Annotated in this window: 17 protein-coding genes; 8 read left to right on the top strand and 9 right to left on the bottom strand. The window is 47.9% G+C overall.

The window, feature by feature from the left end:
- Both ICN24_RS02440 and ICN24_RS02435 read right to left on the bottom strand, forming a co-directional pair.
- A complete protein-coding gene (locus ICN24_RS02440; protein ID WP_216221111.1) occupies positions 1-621 on the bottom strand; it encodes a barstar family protein in 621 nt (206 codons plus the stop codon).
- Between the two features lie 128 nt (positions 622-749).
- Positions 750-3,071: an NADP-dependent malic enzyme gene (locus tag ICN24_RS02435; RefSeq protein WP_216221110.1), complete on the bottom strand. Its 2,322-nt coding sequence runs from the start codon at positions 3,069-3,071 to the stop codon at positions 750-752.
- 93 nt (positions 3,072-3,164) lie between these two features.
- Between ICN24_RS02435 and thiL the strand changes: the two genes are divergently transcribed.
- The 3 genes from thiL to ICN24_RS02420 are packed head-to-tail and all read left to right on the top strand — an operon-like array spanning position 3,165 to position 5,238.
- Positions 3,165-4,175, top strand: coding sequence for a thiamine-phosphate kinase (thiL, locus tag ICN24_RS02430; RefSeq protein ID WP_216221109.1), 1,011 nt, complete (start codon positions 3,165-3,167; stop codon positions 4,173-4,175).
- On the top strand, positions 4,172-4,744 hold the full coding sequence (locus ICN24_RS02425) for a phosphatidylglycerophosphatase A (RefSeq protein WP_216221108.1): 573 nt from the start codon (positions 4,172-4,174) through the stop codon (positions 4,742-4,744). Before thiL ends, ICN24_RS02425 begins: the two co-directional genes overlap by 4 nt.
- Positions 4,744-5,238: a CinA family protein gene (locus ICN24_RS02420; RefSeq protein WP_216221107.1), complete on the top strand. Its 495-nt coding sequence runs from the start codon at positions 4,744-4,746 to the stop codon at positions 5,236-5,238. Before ICN24_RS02425 ends, ICN24_RS02420 begins: the two co-directional genes overlap by 1 nt.
- 1 nt (position 5,239) lies before the next feature.
- On the opposite strand, the gene corA is transcribed toward ICN24_RS02420, so the two are convergent.
- Entirely contained in the window at positions 5,240-6,205 is a 966-nt protein-coding gene (gene corA / locus ICN24_RS02415; protein WP_216221105.1) for a magnesium/cobalt transporter CorA, read from the bottom strand.
- Positions 6,206-6,278: 73 nt separating this feature from the next.
- Between corA and pyrF the strand changes: the two genes are divergently transcribed.
- On the top strand, positions 6,279-7,118 hold the full coding sequence (gene pyrF / locus ICN24_RS02410) for an orotidine-5'-phosphate decarboxylase (protein ID WP_216221103.1): 840 nt from the start codon (positions 6,279-6,281) through the stop codon (positions 7,116-7,118).
- Here the strand turns inward: pyrF and mtgA are convergent.
- Genes mtgA through mpl form a run of 6 tightly spaced genes read right to left on the bottom strand, consistent with a single transcriptional unit; the run spans position 7,111 to position 13,869 of the window.
- A complete protein-coding gene (mtgA, locus tag ICN24_RS02405) occupies positions 7,111-7,857 on the bottom strand; it encodes a monofunctional biosynthetic peptidoglycan transglycosylase (RefSeq protein WP_216221102.1) in 747 nt (248 codons plus the stop codon). The genes pyrF and mtgA overlap by 8 nt on opposite strands.
- A 17-nt stretch (positions 7,858-7,874) precedes the next feature.
- Positions 7,875-8,780 carry a shikimate dehydrogenase gene (gene aroE / locus ICN24_RS02400; protein WP_216221100.1) on the bottom strand — a complete coding sequence of 302 codons (906 nt, stop codon included), beginning with the start codon at positions 8,778-8,780 and terminating at the stop codon, positions 7,875-7,877.
- 48 nt (positions 8,781-8,828) lie between these two features.
- A complete protein-coding gene (locus ICN24_RS02395) occupies positions 8,829-9,689 on the bottom strand; it encodes an energy transducer TonB (RefSeq protein WP_255532535.1) in 861 nt (286 codons plus the stop codon).
- 10 nt (positions 9,690-9,699) lie between these two features.
- A complete protein-coding gene (locus ICN24_RS02390; protein ID WP_216221096.1) occupies positions 9,700-11,715 on the bottom strand; it encodes a ribonuclease catalytic domain-containing protein in 2,016 nt (671 codons plus the stop codon).
- A 2-nt stretch (positions 11,716-11,717) separates the two neighbouring features.
- The gene (fabG, locus tag ICN24_RS02385; RefSeq protein WP_216221094.1) at positions 11,718-12,452 is read right to left on the bottom strand and encodes a 3-oxoacyl-ACP reductase FabG; all 735 of its coding nucleotides are present in this window, start codon (positions 12,450-12,452) and stop codon (positions 11,718-11,720) included.
- Positions 12,453-12,468: 16 nt separating this feature from the next.
- The gene (mpl, locus tag ICN24_RS02380) at positions 12,469-13,869 is read right to left on the bottom strand and encodes a UDP-N-acetylmuramate:L-alanyl-gamma-D-glutamyl-meso-diaminopimelate ligase (RefSeq protein ID WP_216221092.1); all 1,401 of its coding nucleotides are present in this window, start codon (positions 13,867-13,869) and stop codon (positions 12,469-12,471) included.
- Positions 13,870-13,895: 26 nt separating this feature from the next.
- Here mpl and ICN24_RS02375 point away from each other — a divergent pair, with 26 nt between their 5' ends.
- The 4 genes from ICN24_RS02375 to accC all read left to right on the top strand — a co-directional run bounded on the left by ICN24_RS02375 (position 13,896) and on the right by accC (position 17,037).
- Positions 13,896-14,423 (top strand): redoxin family protein, encoded by a 528-nt coding sequence (locus ICN24_RS02375; RefSeq protein ID WP_216221090.1) that lies wholly within the window; start codon positions 13,896-13,898, stop codon positions 14,421-14,423.
- A 251-nt stretch (positions 14,424-14,674) separates the two neighbouring features.
- Complete coding sequence (aroQ, locus tag ICN24_RS02370) at positions 14,675-15,124, top strand: type II 3-dehydroquinate dehydratase (protein WP_216221088.1); 450 nt, start codon at positions 14,675-14,677, stop codon at positions 15,122-15,124.
- 36 nt (positions 15,125-15,160) lie between these two features.
- Entirely contained in the window at positions 15,161-15,625 is a 465-nt protein-coding gene (gene accB / locus ICN24_RS02365; RefSeq protein WP_216221086.1) for an acetyl-CoA carboxylase biotin carboxyl carrier protein, read from the top strand.
- A gap of 47 nt (positions 15,626-15,672) precedes the next feature.
- A complete protein-coding gene (gene accC / locus ICN24_RS02360; protein WP_216221084.1) occupies positions 15,673-17,037 on the top strand; it encodes an acetyl-CoA carboxylase biotin carboxylase subunit in 1,365 nt (454 codons plus the stop codon).
- Position 17,038 lies beyond the last annotated feature (1 nt).

Below are 17,038 nucleotides of genomic sequence, written 5' to 3'. Positions count from 1 at the left end.
TTAAGCAAAAGAGTAGAACACACGATAGGGTGTGCGACGCTCAGCCCAGTAATCTACAGCATCACGGAAAACATCCAACAATGTTTCGCGTGCTTCCTTGTCAAACTTCTGAGTGCAAGGCAAACCTTCGAGCACAACAACAAATCCAGGCTGTTGACCCGCCTTATCAGTAGTAGTTGTGAGGGCATCTAAAAGTGGATCAAAGTTTTTAGCTTGCTGCTTAGTAAAGGAGTAAGCAATCGCAATCGCCTCCAAAACCTCGCCCTTAGTCGTTGCATTCACGCAATTGGCATAAATAAAATGCTGACCTAGCTCAGTAGCCGCCTCCTGTAAGTCTGGAGTACGGAAAGCACGGATTGATTGCACGATGTTCGTGCGCACACTGCGCAACATAGCCGGCGGTCCGGCATCGCGAACGGCCAAAGCGGCACGCCAAGAAGCTGTCACTTTTTTCCCCGAAACTTGATTTGCTGCATAGGTTTGTAAACGAGATAAACCGCCCTGAGCGTAAACGTTGGCAGCGGAAGATTCGGTTTCTAGACGATCATTGCTGTCCCAACTTTCAGCGCGGCTATGTTCATCGAAGCTGGCTGTATTGGTGTTTTCAGAGCGATTATTCATGATGGGTGCTAGGTTACCCTTAACACGCCATCAAATCAAGCCCAAATACAGTGCATTTTATATAAATCATTGATTTATATAGGAATAATTTCTGTAAGTTATTACTAACTTACAGAAATTAACAGGACTTAAGAAATGCCTCTGGCGTTGCTTGCAGCCTCAACAACGGCCAAAGTCGTCACATTCACAATCCGGCGAACAGTCGCAGCCGGAGTCAAAATATGAATTGGTTTAGCAACGCCCAAAAGGAGTGGCCCAATCGCAATTCCATTTCCTGCAGCAGTTTTTAACAAGTTGTAGGAAATGTTGGCCGCATCAATATTCGGCAATACCAATAAGTTGGCATCACCCTTCAGGGAGGATGAAGATACGGCACCTTCACGAATACTTGCGTCCAATGCGCTATCACCATGCATCTCACCATCCACCTCGAGGGTTGGATCGGTATTTTTCAATAAAGCCAACACTTCACGCATCTTGACTGCCGATGGGGCATTACTTGAGCCAAAGTTTGAGTGCGATAAGAGCGCAACTTTAGGAACGAGTCCCAATTTACGCATTTCGCTAGCAGCCATCAAAGTTAACTCGGCCAATTGCTCTGCAGTTGGATCAATGTTGATGTGAGTGTCGACTAAGAACACTTGGCGACCTGGAAGAATCAAACCAGACATTGCGCCATAAACATTAGCACCCGGCTCACGGCCAATCACTTCATCGACATACTTGAGGTGCGTAGCTAAATTGCCTACCGTGCCAGAAATCATGCCATCAGCCATGCCCTTTTGAATCAAGAGGCTGCCGATCAAACTATTGCGGCGACGTACTTCCAGCTTAGCGAATGATTGGGTGACGCCCTTACGCTCTGTGAGTCCGAGGTAGGTTTGCCAGAAGTCACGGAAGCGAGAATCGTTCTCGGGATTAACGATCTCAAAGTCATCACCCGCTTTCATACGCAGGCCAAATTTTTCAATGCGATGCTCAATCACTGCTGGGCGGCCAATCAGAATTGGGGTTGCTAGATGTTCATCAAGAATGATCTGGACCGCACGCAAGACGCGCTCATCTTCGCCTTCAGCAAACACAATGCGTTTTTGATTTGCAGGGACTCTCTTCGCAATACTGAAGAGTGGCTTCATCAAAGTACCAGAGTGGTACACAAATTGTTGCAATTGATTGCGATAGGCATCGAAATCTTTAATTGGGCGAGAAGCAACACCATCATCCATTGCTGCTTTTGCAACAGCCGGAGCAATCACGGTAATTAAACGAGGATCAAACGGCTTTGGAATCAAGTATTCAGGGCCAAAGGATAGGTTTTCTATTCCATAGACTGAAGTCACTACTTCGCTTTGCTCTGCTTGCGCCAGCTCCGCAACCGCCTTCACGGCAGCGACTTCCATGCCACGCGTGATGGTCGTAGCACCAACATCTAGAGCACCACGGAAAATAAATGGGAAACACAAAACGTTGTTCACTTGATTTGGATAATCAGTGCGGCCCGTAGCCATCACCGCATCTGGGCGAACTGCTTTGACCTCTTCCGGCAAAATTTCTGGAGTGGGATTTGCCAAGGCGTAGATCAATGGCTTGTCTGCCATTTTTTTCACCATGTCTTGCTTCAAGACGCCGCCAGCAGATAAGCCCAAGAAAATATCGGCTCCTGCAATCACCTCATCCAAAGTGCGCAAATCGGTTTCCTGACAGAATGGCTCTTTCTCGGGATCCATCAATTCTTTGCGGCCCTTATAGGCAACACCAGCTAAATCTGTTACCCAGATATTTTTACGCGCAATACCTAAATCGACTAATAAATCCAAGCAAGCTAAAGCAGCTGCACCAGCACCAGAGGTCACCAGCTTTACATCACCAACCTCTTTACCAACGACCTTTAAACCATTAAGGATGGCGGCTGCAACCACAATCGCTGTACCGTGTTGATCATCATGAAAGACTGGAATCTTCATGCGCGCTTGCAACTTACGCTCTACAACGAAACAGTCTGGCGCTTTAATATCTTCTAAATTAATACCGCCAAAAGTGGGTTCAAGTGCGGCAATAATTTCCACTAATTTATCGGGATCGTTTTCATTGACTTCAATATCGAAAACATCAATGCCTGCAAATTTCTTAAAGAGAACTGCCTTACCTTCCATCACCGGCTTACTTGCCAATGGACCAATATTTCCTAAACCGAGCACAGCAGTGCCGTTTGTAATCACACCGACTAAATTTCCACGAGCAGTGTACTTAAATGCGTTAGCTGGATCTTTAACAATCTCTTCGCAAGGCGCTGCAACACCGGGGGTATAAGCAAGCGCTAAATCGCGCTGGTTTGTTAATTGCTTAGTTGGCGCAATTTCGATTTTTCCAGGAACAGGAAACTCGTGATACTGAAGGGCGGCCTCTCTGAGGGCTGCAATTTGCTGTTCTTTACTATTCTCTTTGCTCATTCACTCGCTCGCTAATTCGTTTTATCTAAGACTTATAAGACATTTATTCTATTCCTCTCAGACATTGGGATCCCAAGAGCCATAAAATGGGGTATGCAATCTCACAGCAACCCTCTAGGCGAATTTGACCTGATTGAACGTTTTTTCAAAACAGGCTCTCACCCCAATCCAGCGATTAGCCTGGGGATAGGAGATGACTGTGCACTCCTAAATCCAAATCCTGGCGAAGAAATGGCCATCACCACCGATATGTTGGTGGAAGGCAGGCATTTTTTCGCTGGCACAGATCCCGAAGCACTAGGCCGTAAAGCCCTAGCAGTCAATCTTTCAGACTTAGCTGCCATGGGGGCCAAACCGCTCGGATTCACCTTAGCAATTGCACTTCCTCAAACTGATACCCAGTGGCTAGAAAGCTTCTCCAAGGGCTTATTTAGCCTTGCAAATCAGTATTCATGCCCCCTTATTGGTGGCGATACTACCGCCGGCCCACTCACACTCTCTATTACCGCGATTGGCTCGGTACCGAGTGGAAAATCCATTCGCAGATCAGGGGCAAAACCCGAAGATGATGTTTGGGTCTCCGGTTCATTAGGGGATGCCAGGCTCACTCTTGCTGCACTGCGTCATGAACTTTCTTTGTCAGAAAACGATCTACAAGACATTGGTCACCGCATGCATCAACCCACTCCGCGGATTGAACTTGGGCTCCAGCTCAGAGGAATCGCCACGGCTGCTTTAGATATTTCCGATGGTCTCTTGGGTGATCTGCAACACGTCCTAGATCAATCTCAAGTCGATGCAGAAATCGCTTTAGACCTTCTCCCCAAATCGAGTGTTTTACAAAAACAAAGTGTTGCCATTCAAGATTTGTTTGCTGCTAGCGGTGGTGATGATTATGAGCTGTGTTTTACTGCACCCAAAAATCAACGGGGCGCCATCCTCGCAATTAGTCAATCCATCCATCTTGCACTCACTTGTATTGGTAGCATTACCCCAAAACGACATCATCTGCCTCAGGTGCGCCTCATGAAGAATGACGATCATTACTTAAGCGAATCTGAGACAGCTGCCCTCATGAAATCATTTGATCACTTTGCAAAATGACTACCAACGCCCCTATCGAAACCCAGCCAAACCTAAAGTGGATGTTTCAAACAGCCAGCCGTACCCTGGCGTTTGGCTTTGGTAGTGGTCTAAGCCCCGTCGCACCTGGTACAGCTGGTACCCTCTGGGCCTGGGCAGCATTTTTGATTGGCGAATATTTTTTAAGTACGGAAGATTTTGTGTGGATCATCGGCGGCGGCATTTTCTTGGGCTGCTGGATCTGCGGACATGTCAGTGAAGAATTGGGGAAAAAAGATTTTGGTGGCATTGTTTGGGACGAGATGGTTGCATTTTGGCTAGTACTTGTCTTCATCACACCATCCAGCATTTGGTTGCAAGTCTCTGCCTTTTTGCTCTTTCGTTTTTTTGATGCTCTAAAGCCAGGCCCGATTGGCATAATTGATCGCCATTTTAAAAAACAAGAGGGTGCCAATACCCCATCGAGTCTGCTCCAAATACTGTGGCGTGGATTTGGCATAGTGGTTGACGATCTTGCGGCAGCATTTTTCACGCTCTTGCTCATCGCGATCGCGCAAGTGCTGATGCAACAACTGGGTTGGGGCGCATGATGACTTCTATGGATACCGTCAAAACCTTAGCGGAAATTCTGCGCGCTAAACATTGGCAGATGGCAGCAGCTGAATCCTGTACCGGTGGACTAGTCTGCGCAGCACTCACTGAACTACCGGGATCAAGCGATTGGTTTGAGCGTGGCTTTATCACCTACAGCAACGAAGCCAAAGCAGATAGTTTGGGCGTACCAGTCGAGCTGATTGAATCTGTTGGGGCTGTTAGCGAGCAAGTAGCCCAAGCCATGGCTAAAGGGGCTCAACTCAATGCCGGGGTGAATGCGGCCATTTCCATCACGGGCATTGCTGGCCCAAGCGGTGGGTCAGCAGAAAAACCGGTGGGTACCGTCTGTTTTGCTTGGGCTATTCAAAATGATGCGGGCGAAAACAGAGTACTCAGCAAAACAATGCACTTTGTAGGAGATCGCCAAGCGATTCGCGAGCAGGCTTGCCAATACGTACTGTCTGAATTGGCAAAGCTTCTCGAAGACTAAATTATTTCATCCAGCCTTTGTGATGGAAGTACCACAGCGGGATGATGGCGGAAATCACCATCGCAATGATGGCCATTGGATAACCCCAAGTCGCATCTAGCTCTGGCATGTGTTTATAGTTCATGCCCCATACGCTTGCCAGCAAGGTTGGCGGCATTAAGGCGACAGATACCACCGAGAAGATCTTAATAATTTTGGACTGATTCAAATTAATAAAACCGACCGTTGCATCCATTAAGAAGTTGATCTTATCAAACAGGAATGCAGTATGGTTTTCTAGAGAATCAATATCGCGCAAAATTTGACGCGCCTCTTCTTGTTGCTCATCCGACAAGAGCTTGCTACGCATCAGGAAAGATAAGGCTCGGCGGGTATCCATCACATTGCGACGAATACGCCCATTCGTGTCTTCCTCTTTTGCAATTGTCTCGAGCACTTGCTCAGCATCAGCATCATTAATGTCGTCTTGCAAAACACGTTTTCCAGCCTGCTCCAGGTTTTCATAAACCTCTTCCAAAGCATCAGCAGAATATTCAGCGTCGGTTGAATACAAATCGAGCAACACATCTTTTGCATTACTGACTGATCCCGGACGCAAGCGCGCCCGCAAGCGCACCAAACGGAATACTGGTAAATCTTCGTCATGGATCGAAAACAAGACTTGCTTGGTGAGCACAAATGCAACTCGTACGTTACGAGAGGTTTCTTCCTCATCCAATAAGAAATCAGTACGAATATGGAGGTGGCCATCATCGGCCTCAAAATAACGCGCGGAAGCTTCTAGGTCACCCAAGTCATCCAACTCGGGCAAAAGCACGCCAAACGCCTCTTTAATCCAAATAAGCTCTTCTTCCTCTGGATCAACTACGTCAATCCAGATAGGATTGGCGTATTGCAATAATTCATTGCGATCTTCTACTTGCTCTTGAGAGAGGCGGCCATTTTGCAGGACGAACAAGTTGATCATGGTGAACTCCTTAGGAATGTGCGCTAGTTTATCCTATAGAACATGTCAGTTTCACTAAAATAAGCCAAATCCAATGAACTCACGCTCAAATACCTTTAACCAGCAACTCCAGTCTGCATGGGCTTCCCAAGGCAGCATGCTGTGCGTAGGATTTGACCCAGATCCTCAGCGTCTACCCACACCCCTACAAGGTAGGCCTGAAGGAATCTTTGAATTCTGCCGTGATATCGCTGATGCCACTGCGGATTTGGTTTGCGCCTTTAAACCCCAGTTCGCCTACTTTGCCTCACAAAGAGCCGAAGCCCAACTGGAGAAATTGATCCGTCACCTCAAAGATCGGTATCCCCATATCCCGGTCATCCTCGATTCCAAGCGGGGGGACATCGGCAGCACAGCCGACCACTACGCTCTAGAGGCTTTTGAACGCTATGGTGCGGATGCTATTACCGTCAATCCCTATATGGGCTTTGATACCATTGAGCCTTACCTCAAACATTCAGGTAAAGGCGTCATTGTTCTCTGTCGCACCTCTAATCCTGGCGGCTCGGATTTGCAATTTCTCAATATTGCTCCAAGTGGCGAACCGCTCTACTTACATGTTGCGAAACTGGCAGCTACCCAATGGAATGCATCCAGTCAAATTGGGCTTGTGGTGGGAGCAACCTTTCCAGAGGAAATTGCCAAGGTGCGAGCAATTGTGGGTGAGATGCCTCTATTGATTCCTGGCATCGGGGCTCAAGGTGGAGATATCGAGGCCACAGTGAAAGCTGGCAGTGTTCCGGGAAAACCAGGCACCGGCATGATCATCAACTCTTCTCGCGCGATTTTGTATGCCAGCTCCGGCAATGATTTCGCGCAAGCCGCTAGAGCAGTTACCCAAACTACACGCGATGCCCTGAGGGCCGCTATTTAGATTTCTTGCTTGGGTTGGGTATGGGCGCTAAAGCGACGCGCTCCATATTGTCCAAAATAAATTCTTGGCGCGCGGTGTAATTAATACTACCTCTTAAACAATAGTGTTGCTTATCAAAGCACTTGGGCGCAGGTAAAGCGGAAGCCAAGGCAGCGGCTTGATCTCGGTCTAAGTTTGCAGGACTGGTCGCATAGTAATGATTTGCTGCTGCTCCAATTCCGAAAATGCCCTCGCCCCACTCTACTGAATTGAGATAAATCTCATAGAGTCTTTGCTTAGATAGGATGAGCTCTAGAAGACCAGTAATGATGAGCTCTTGCCCTTTGCGAAAATAATTTTGCTCGGAGGATAAAAATAAATTCTTCGCCAATTGCTGGGTAATGGTTGAGCCACCTCGCAATGCTGTTTTGGGCTTACCACTCGATTGTAGTTTTTGTTGATTCTTTTCCCAAGCCTTTTGCATATCCTCTACCCGCACGCCTTTATGCTGAAAGAAAATATCGTCCTCGCTAACAAGAACAGCGCGCTTGAGGTTATTGGAAATTTTGCTATAAGGCGTCCACGAGGATTCCACTGCACAGGACCAATGCCAACTACAAAGACGCCAATGCTCAGCCCGCTGAAATGCCGTGCTACTGGGATCTAGGCTAATCCACAAAGCAATCTGAATAGCAAAGTAGAGCTGCATAACCACAATCCCACATAAGAAACACTTCAGGGGATATAGAAGCCAACGCATCTACAGGATCTCGTCAATTAACTGCGTAATTTAGCCAGTACAGCGCGGGGATCAATGCAAGATGCGAGCTTTGCGCCACGCCAAAGCAAAAATGCATCTGCCGCCTGCTCAACCAGCATGCCAAGACCATCGCTGATACGCGCACCACGTTGCAATGCCTGCTGCATAAAGACCGTGGTCTTTCCGTAAACCATGTCATAAGCAAATGAACTTGGTGTGAAAATATTGCTCACCGCTTTTGTGGTCAAAGGAGACTCCCCTGACAAGCCAGCAGCAGTTGCATTAATCACCACGTCAAATGGATAAGGCGTTTTGCTGACATCCTCCAAATCAGCCAACGTGCGCGACTCCAAGGCAACCTCTTGGCTAGCCGCAAGGTTAGCAAACAATTTGACTAATTCATCTGCTTTTGCGCTGGAACGATTTGCGATGACTAAACATTTTGGAGACTGTTCTAGCAAAGGTCCAATAACACCACGCGCGGCTCCGCCAGCACCAATCAGCAAAATACGTGCCTGCTCAAGTGCAATACCTTGCGCCAACAGATCGCGCACTAAACCTGCACCATCAGTGTTATCGCCGTAAATTTTTCCGTCGCGCATCCAAAGCGTGTTCACTGCACCTGCTAAACGAGCACGCGCACTCACTTCGTCCGCAAACTCTTGGGCATCTAACTTAAAGGGCACTGTGACATTCATACCTTTGCCACCAGCAGCAAAGAAGGCTTTGGCAGCCTTTGCAAACCCATTCAAATCCGGCTGTAAGCGGCCATAGTGCATTGCTTGTTGGGCTTGCTCTGCAAAACGCTGATGAATCAAAGGTGATTTACTGTGCCCAATGGGATTACCAGCAACGGCATATACCTCCAAGTCTGGAAATAAACTAGGATCAGTATGCAAAGCGATGGAGGCAGAGGAAGTCATGATGGCTAAAGAATAAGCGAATTTCTGGACTAGTTTTCTAAAAAATGATTAATGGCGTAATTCCAGACGATCATTTCCCTCGCGTGTGAACTCAAAAGTAGAAACCCAATCGAGAATATCGATTTGATTGCGCATCTCTGAAGGAAAGGGGCCAAAGGGAGCCGAAGCCCGCACAATTGCTAAAGCCTGACGATCTAATTCTGGATTGCCTGAGCTACGCCCAATTGCTAAACCATCCTTGCCTTGGGCATTCGAGGTAATCCTACCTTGTGCGTCTACGCTAACAACAATGATTAAGCTGCCATACAGTGGGCGCCCATTGGCGCGCGGGAAAAAAGCGCTGCCGTAAGCCTCAATCTTTTGTCGCATCGCATCGTAATAATGTGCAAAGGTCACGGATTTGGTATTGGCACCAGTCAATACTTTGCGTCGCGGCTCACGACCATCAGTCTGGAGCCGTTTGGCCAATTCAGCCTCTAATGAATTTAACTGTGAGGCAATTTTTTGTTCATCCCCACTCTTGCGACCGCCAGAGCGCGCACGCTGCTCATCGAGCTTAGCAAGCATTTGCTTTTGCTGTTTCTCCAGAACCTCTAAGCGTGCCTCAGCCCCTAATCTTGCGCGATGCAAAGCAGTGGCGTCCTGATCTTGGGATTTACCACCCCCTTGCAAGTCTGCTTGAGCTAGTTTATTTGCCTGTTGTGGTGGCACTTTATTGGTTGCATTGACCAACACTACGCTTAAGGGCGTATTAAGTCGGCGGCTTTGTATCTCGCCAAACCCCCAACGAAATGATAAAAAAATAATGTGGATCAGGAGGGAAGCACACAGCGCCAGACGAAATGGATGATGCCGCCAGGCATTTTGGAAGTACGCAATGACTTGCTCCAACTTAGCCGAGCGCGGCATCTGGAATGTTTTAATCCGAGCCAGCATCTTCTTCAGTATCACCAGCTGGTGGGGTAGCAGGCTCTGCCTCTACCTTAGCCTCAATCTCGATCACCCTAACAGCAGCGCTTAATTGCAATAAATCCACATCAGATACTGTCACTTGTGCGCGGGTCATGCGAGGCTGGCTGATTAATTCTGGGATTGGCAAATGCAGCGGTACTTGCTCCACCCGAGACATGCCTTCTTTCAAATGACGTACATAGAGATTTTTAGAATCCCCGTCTTGTGCAATCCAACGCAAACACCAATACTTTTCCAAGCGGTCCTGATATTCGCCATAGGCTTGATAACAAGATTCAAAATCGGCAGCAATGCCCATCAAACCGGCATCTCTGGGCGGAAAGGGGGCAACCATCTTGGCTGTTACTCCATGTTTTGCCAAGGCAATTAATTGCCATTGATTTACCAAGTCAGAATAGCGACGCAAGGGAGAGGTGCACCAAGCGTAGTAATCCAAACCGAGGCCCTCATGCGGGCCAGGTGTAGTTTGCATGCGTGTGCGCAATGGTCCCCAACCTTTTTGGGTTCTAAATAAGCCAGGTAGACCATGATCTGCCAACAACTGACCAGATGCGCTATTACAAAAGATCATCCACTCCGCAACAATCGTATCCAAAATAGAGCCCCGCTGACGAGGCGTGATCTCAACACGCTGTACTCCATCAACATCTTTTATTTGAAAATGAAAGTCTCTTGCCAAGGCATTGGGATCAACTAAGCCTAACTGCTCAGCGCGCAGGCCATTGGCAACGCGTTTTTCTTGACGGCCAGCATGCAGGTGCTTTGCGGCTTGCCACAAAACTGCCAGCTCTCGGTGGAAAGGGTATTGAGCGCCATCATCAGCAAGGCTCTCCTCGCTTACCAGGGATTCGATATTTTCTAGGCGCAAGTTTGCAGCCATCGGGACCTTCTCTACGCGCATTTGTAAAGAATCACGATTCACCACGCCGCTGGCATCGATATCGACATATATCGACAAGGCCGGCCGTGGTGCGCCCTCGTCTAGAGAAAACCGTTCAATGACTGCATTGGGCAACATGGTGATTTTGTCGCCTGGAAAATAGACCGTTGACATGCGATTACGCGCGACCTTGTCTAGAGGATCATCCTTGGCAATAGCCAATCCAGGAGCTGCAATATGGATACCAATACGATGGGCACCATCCGCTAATTCGGTAACTGATAAGGCATCGTCAATTTCAGTAGTGCCGGAATCGTCAATTGAAAAGGCGCTCACTTGCGCTAAAGGTAAATCCGCAATCGCTGCATCAAAGCTCGCTTGCTCCACTACGATATCTTGATGCGCCGCCCCTTGTGGAAAGTGGGCCTTTAGAAATAAACCTTGGTGATAGGCCAATGGAGAATCTAAGGCACCGCAACGAATCATCAGTTGAGCGGCAGACTCGCCCGTTTCAGTACAGGCAGCCACGAGGGCTTTGTAAGCGCTAGTATTTTTATCAGGCGAAAAAAGCAATGGTTTGGCTGATGACTTTAAAGCCTCCGGAAACGTGCCAGCAACAAACTCTTGCTGCCAAACCGATTGCTGCTCTAGCTCTTTTTGTTTGCGCTCTAGGGCAGCTAAGCCTGCCTGAAGTTGCTCTAGTGGCGCCCGCTGAAAACGACCGCGACCCTTGCGACGGAAAAAGACAGGGGCACCCTGTAAAGCAATGGCCAAAGCCACTTGCTGAGGGATAGTGGCTTGTGCGCCAAAGTATTCGAGTGATACCTCTATTAACCCAAACTCCTCGTCGGGAGCGCAATCCCACAGCAGCTGTAAATCGATATCTTGAGATAAGGTAGTCGCCTCATTCATGACCGCTTGCGCTTCCGGCTTCTCAAAACGCAGCCATACTTCTTTGGCTTTGAGTTTGATTTTCTTGCCCGAGAGACTGGTTGCCTGCCAGGACTCTGCATCTCCAGAGCCGGTGGCTGACTGCACCGTAGCGATTTTGATATCGCCACCTTCTTCGTATAAAAGATTCATGCTTAGAGCGAGATCCCGCCACTAGCTTCTAAAGCGACTCCGTTGACATAGCTCGCCTCATCGCTCGCCAAAAATAAATATACATTGGCCATTTCTTCAGGGGTGCCAAGGCGGCCAAGCCAACTGCGTTTTTCAATATCCTGCAGAATATTTTCAGGCATGGCCTTCACCATTTCGGTAGCAATAAAGCCAGGGCACACTGCGTTGACTCGTATCCCCTTTGGACCAAGTTCGCGCGCCCACGTTTTTGTAAAGCCAATCACACCAAATTTAGTGGCGGAATAATTGGTTTGGCCAAAATTGCCATAGAGTCCCACTACGCTAGAAGCATTGACAATGGCCCCAGAGCCAGCCTCCAGCATATGCGGCACGATCAATTGTGTGCAATTGAATACACCCTTGAGATTGACATCAATCACCGTATCAAATTGCGCTTCAGTCATTTTGATCAAGCGGGCATCCTGAGTAATGCCAGCGTTATTAATCAAAATATCGATACGACCATACTTCTGCATTACTTGATCAACCACCGCCTGAATACTGGCACGATCTGTCACGTTCATCGCATAGGCTTCGGCATTGGATATTTGGGCTGCTGCGCTTTGCACGGCCTGCGCATTCATGTCCGCAATGATGACAATCGCGTCCTCTTGAGCAAATCGTTGTGCGGTTGCAAAGCCGATACCCTTTGCTGCTCCAGTAACAATCGCTACTTTGCCTTTTAATCTATCGCCCATGTTTTGCTTTCTGTATTTATTGTGACGCTACAGCTTTTAATATTTTTTGATGGACGCCGCCAAATCCACCATTACTCATCACCAGAATGTGATCCCCTGGCTTTGCCTCTTGGGCAACTGCATTCACCAATACGTCTAAATCATCAAAGGCTTGCGCTCGATCGCGCTCTTTTGCATTCAGTGGCGCCAGTACTTGAGCCAAGTCCCAGCCAAGCGACTCTTTGCCAGCATTGGCACCAAAAGCAAAGATCTTGTCAGCCCGCTCCAAACTTGCCGGTAACTGCGCCTTCATCACGCCCAGTTTCATAGTATTTGAACGGGGCTCTAAGACCGCCAAGATTCTTGCCTGACCAACACGACGACGCAAACCATCGACTGTAGTTGTAATGGCAGTAGGGTGATGCGCAAAATCATCGTAAACCGTAATGTCTTTGGCAACGCCAATCGTTTCTAAACGACGCTTCACATTCTTGAAGGCAGCCAAAGCACGCGCAGAATCCGCCGGAGAAATACCAATGTGATTTGCACAAGCAATTGCAGCCAAGGCATTGAGTTGATTATGCCTACCCATCACACCAGAATCGGGTGCCCACATCACAGTTGCCACTTCCTTGCCAAGGTGCTTCACAATAAAACCATCGGCGTCTTGCGAAATCAAAGACCATGCATTCGCGGCATCCTGACCAAAGCGCTCTACTGGAGCCCAGGCTCCCCGCGCAACCACACGCTCTAACGCAGGCTCTTCGCCATTCACCACCAATAAACCATCGCCTGGAACAGTGCGAACTAAATGGTGAAATTGGGTCTCAATAGCTGCTAAATCAGCAAAAATATCAGCGTGATCAAATTCCAAATTATTTAATAAAGCCGTGCGAGGTCTGTAGTGCACAAACTTACTGCGCTTATCAAAAAACGCGGTGTCATATTCATCGGCCTCGATGACAAAATATTTACTTTCGCCTAGGCGCGCAGACACCGTGAAATTCAAGGGAACACCACCAATTAAATATCCCGGCTTGTAACCATTAAACTCCAAAACCCAAGTGAGCATTGCCGATGTTGTTGTCTTGCCATGCGTACCTGCTACTGCCAACACATGCCGGCCATATAAAACTTGCTCACCCAACCATTGGGGGCCAGAAATATAAGGTAGACCTTGATTGAGAATGGCCTCCATCAAAGGATTGCCTCGAGAAACCACATTGCCAATCACGAATAAATCAGGCATGGTCTCAAACTGTAATAATTGATCCGGCGAGAATCCCTCAATCAGTTCGATGCCTTGTGCTTGCAGCTGCGTACTCATTGGTGGATAGACGTTGGCGTCGCATCCCGTAACGCGATGTCCCGCTTGCCGAGCGATTGCGGCTATGCCGCCCATGAAAGTACCGCAAATGCCCAAGATATGTATATGCATCTGCGAATTTTAGCGAAGGAGTTGCAGTGAACCGAAGACAGTGGATCATCATCAGCGGAATTAGTCTTTTGGCGCTCCTTGCTGGAGTCTTTTCCTCTCACTGGATTTCTCAAACGGGTCTGGCAAGCGATCCCTCAATCAAGGCCTTTTTTGCCAACTCTTGGCAAACTCCAGATGGAAAACCGGCTAATTCGGAAAATTGGCGCAATAAAGTACTGGTTGTGAACTTTTGGGCCTCCTGGTGCCCACCCTGTGTTGAGGAAATGCCTGCTTTAGACAAAATTGCACAGGAATATGCCGATAAAAATGTATTAATTGTTGGCATCGGTATCGATTCACCTTCTAACATACGTGAATTTCTTCAAAAAACACCGATTTCATATCCTATTGTGATTGGTGGATTAGAAGGCAGCAATCTCGCAAAACAAATGGGGAATACTCAAGGCGCACTCCCATACACGGTCATCATCAATCCACAAGGAAAATCAATCTACACCAAATTAGGGAAAATAAGCGAAGATGAACTCAAAAAGGCAATAAATTCGGCCTTATAGATTAATTTGACTCATGATAGCGAAATTCATCCCAATATTTATTGCCTAAATATTGGGCATTAATAACGATAATTTTCAATAATTGTCATTAAAAGCAGAGAAAAATCTTTTTTTAGGCCCTCTTTTTTAGTTTGTTCCCCCCCCCCTAGAGGGTATACTTTCAGACATCGCAAGTGAAGCATGTTTGTATACGGGCGGCTAACAGCCAAATTAAACAATTGACACCTAACTGCCTCTAAAAATAGGGATCTATGTCTAAAAAAGCTTCAATTCTCGTAATTCAGGGCCCAAATCTCAATCTATTGGGCACCCGTGAACCCGAGGTTTACGGAAAAACTACCCTAGAAGATATCCATGCCAGACTAGCAGCCTTGGCAAAAGCCCAGTCCGTTGACCTTGGTACGTACCAAAGCAATCACGAAGGCGAACTCATTGATCGCATTCAAAAGGCCAAGCAAGATGGTGTTGATTTCATCATCATTAACCCAGGCGCCTTTACCCACACCAGTGTTGCGCTGCGTGATGCCTTATCAGGCGTTGCCATCCCCTTTACAGAGGTTCATCTGTCGAATATTCACCAACGCGAAGAGTTTCGCAAACACTCCTATTTGTCAGACATTGCAACTGGAGTGATTTGTGGTCTTGGCGTGATTGGCTACGAATTAGCACTGCAAGCAGCCATTGCTCGTTTACAAAAATAAGCTTACTTAAAGAATCGCAAGAGAGGACATACTCACATGGATCTAAGAAAACTCAAAACCCTAATCGACCTAGTTTCTGAATCAGGCATCTCTGAATTAGAGGTCAACGAAGGTGAGGACCGCGTACGAATTGTGAATGCGGGATCCCCTGCCCCAGTAGGTCAAGTGGTTTATGCAAACCCAGCACCCGCAGCTGCTAGCGCACCTGCTGCTGCTCCAGCTCCTGCTGCTGCCGCACCAGTACCAGAAGCACCTGCGGCTGAAACCGGCTTTATTGCAAAATCTCCAATGGTGGGTACGTTCTATCGCGCACCAAATCCAGAATCTCCAAACTTCGTCAACGTAGGCGACACCGTGAAGGTTGGACAAACCCTTTGCATCATTGAAGCTATGAAGTTGCTCAATGAAATCGAATCAGAAAAAGCGGGAGTTATTAAAGAAATTCTCTGCGAAAACGGTCAGGGCGTTGAATTTGATCAGCCGCTCTTCGTCATTGCTTAATCTGTTCGCGTTTCCTTTTAATCCTTTTTACCTAACTCAGAGCCGACATGTTCGATAAGATTCTGATTGCCAATCGGGGAGAAATTGCTCTCCGCATCCAACGCGCATGCCGCGAGTTGGGAATTAAAACTGTTGTGGTCTATTCCACTGCAGACAAAGAAGCCAAGTACGTAAAGCTAGCTGATGAAGCAGTATGCATCGGACCTGCGCCCTCTCCACTGAGCTACCTCAATATGCCTGCAATTATTTCTGCAGCCGAGGTCACCGATGCAGAAGCGATTCATCCGGGTTATGGCTTTCTCTCCGAGAATGCTGACTTTGCAGAGCGTGTTGAAAAGTCTGGTTTTGCATTCATCGGCCCCACAGCAGCTTCGATTCGCCTAATGGGCGATAAAGTTTCTGCTAAGCGCGCCATGATCAAAGCAGGCGTTCCTTGTGTTCCAGGTTCTGAGGGCGCGTTGCCGGATGATCCCAAGGAAATTATTGCTGCGGCCAAAAAGGTTGGCTATCCAGTCATCATTAAAGCTGCCGGCGGTGGTGGTGGACGCGGCATGCGCGTGGTGCATACCGAAGCGCACTTGATTAATGCCGTCAATATGACCCGCGAAGAAGCTGGCCGCGCCTTTGGCAACCCTGAAGTCTATATGGAGAAGTTTTTAGAGAAACCTCGCCACGTAGAGATTCAAATTCTGGCTGATACCCACGGCAATGCCATTTGGTTAGGTGAGCGTGATTGCTCAATGCAGCGCCGCCACCAAAAAGTGATTGAAGAAGCCCCTGCCCCAGGAATTGATCGTCGCCTCATCGCCAAAATTGGTGAGCGCTGTGCTGAAGCCTGTAGAAAAATTGGCTATCGTGGTGCGGGCACCTTTGAATTCCTCTATGAAAACGGTGAATTTTTCTTTATTGAGATGAATACCCGTGTTCAAGTGGAGCATCCCGTCACAGAAATGATTACCGGCGTTGACATCGTTCAAGAACAGATTCGCATTGCAGCTGGTCTTAAGTTGAGCTATCGCCAAAAAGATATTGTTTTCCGTGGTCACGCGATTGAATGTCGTCTCAACGCAGAAGATCCTTTTAAATTCACTCCAAGTCCTGGTCGCATTGGCTCCTTTCACATGCCGGGCGGCCCCGGTATTCGCGTCGATTCTCACGCCTATAGCGGCTACATGGTTCCCTCCAACTACGATTCCATGATTGGCAAGCTGATTTCTTACGGCAATACCCGCGAACAAGCGATCCGCCGTATGCAAATTGCACTGTCTGAGATGGTGATTGATGGCATCACTACTAATGTTCCCTTGCATCGCGAGCTCATGCTAGATCCCAACTTTATTGAGGGCGGAACCAGCATCCATTACCTAGAGCATCGCCTAGAAGAGCAAGCTGCAAGCCGCGGAAAACCTTAAT

This window comes from Polynucleobacter sp. UK-Kesae-W10 (genome assembly GCF_018881575.1).
GTDB lineage: Bacteria > Pseudomonadota > Gammaproteobacteria > Burkholderiales > Burkholderiaceae > Polynucleobacter.
This window is presented reverse-complemented; position numbering and strand designations above follow the sequence as displayed.

Excerpts from the sequence above, each read along its gene's own strand:
- accB (WP_216221086.1), top strand. The coding sequence starts at position 15,161 with ATGGATCTAAGAAAACTCAAAACCCTAATCGACCTAGTTTCTGAATCA.
- ICN24_RS02425 (WP_216221108.1), top strand. The coding sequence starts at position 4,172 with ATGACTACCAACGCCCCTATCGAAACCCAGCCAAACCTAAAGTGGATG.
- ICN24_RS02390 (WP_216221096.1), bottom strand. The coding sequence starts at position 11,715 with ATGAATCTTTTATACGAAGAAGGTGGCGATATCAAAATCGCTACGGTG.
- mtgA (WP_216221102.1), bottom strand. The coding sequence starts at position 7,857 with ATGCGTTGGCTTCTATATCCCCTGAAGTGTTTCTTATGTGGGATTGTG.
- thiL (WP_216221109.1), top strand. The coding sequence starts at position 3,165 with ATGCAATCTCACAGCAACCCTCTAGGCGAATTTGACCTGATTGAACGT.
- corA (WP_216221105.1), bottom strand. The coding sequence starts at position 6,205 with ATGATCAACTTGTTCGTCCTGCAAAATGGCCGCCTCTCTCAAGAGCAA.
- ICN24_RS02420 (WP_216221107.1), top strand. The coding sequence starts at position 4,744 with ATGACTTCTATGGATACCGTCAAAACCTTAGCGGAAATTCTGCGCGCT.
- ICN24_RS02440 (WP_216221111.1), bottom strand. The coding sequence starts at position 621 with ATGAATAATCGCTCTGAAAACACCAATACAGCCAGCTTCGATGAACAT.
- ICN24_RS02395 (WP_255532535.1), bottom strand. The coding sequence starts at position 9,689 with ATGCCGCGCTCGGCTAAGTTGGAGCAAGTCATTGCGTACTTCCAAAAT.
- ICN24_RS02435 (WP_216221110.1), bottom strand. The coding sequence starts at position 3,071 with ATGAGCAAAGAGAATAGTAAAGAACAGCAAATTGCAGCCCTCAGAGAG.
- fabG (WP_216221094.1), bottom strand. The coding sequence starts at position 12,452 with ATGGGCGATAGATTAAAAGGCAAAGTAGCGATTGTTACTGGAGCAGCA.
- mpl (WP_216221092.1), bottom strand. The coding sequence starts at position 13,869 with ATGCATATACATATCTTGGGCATTTGCGGTACTTTCATGGGCGGCATA.
- accC (WP_216221084.1), top strand. The coding sequence starts at position 15,673 with ATGTTCGATAAGATTCTGATTGCCAATCGGGGAGAAATTGCTCTCCGC.
- aroQ (WP_216221088.1), top strand. The coding sequence starts at position 14,675 with ATGTCTAAAAAAGCTTCAATTCTCGTAATTCAGGGCCCAAATCTCAAT.
- pyrF (WP_216221103.1), top strand. The coding sequence starts at position 6,279 with ATGAACTCACGCTCAAATACCTTTAACCAGCAACTCCAGTCTGCATGG.
- aroE (WP_216221100.1), bottom strand. The coding sequence starts at position 8,780 with ATGACTTCCTCTGCCTCCATCGCTTTGCATACTGATCCTAGTTTATTT.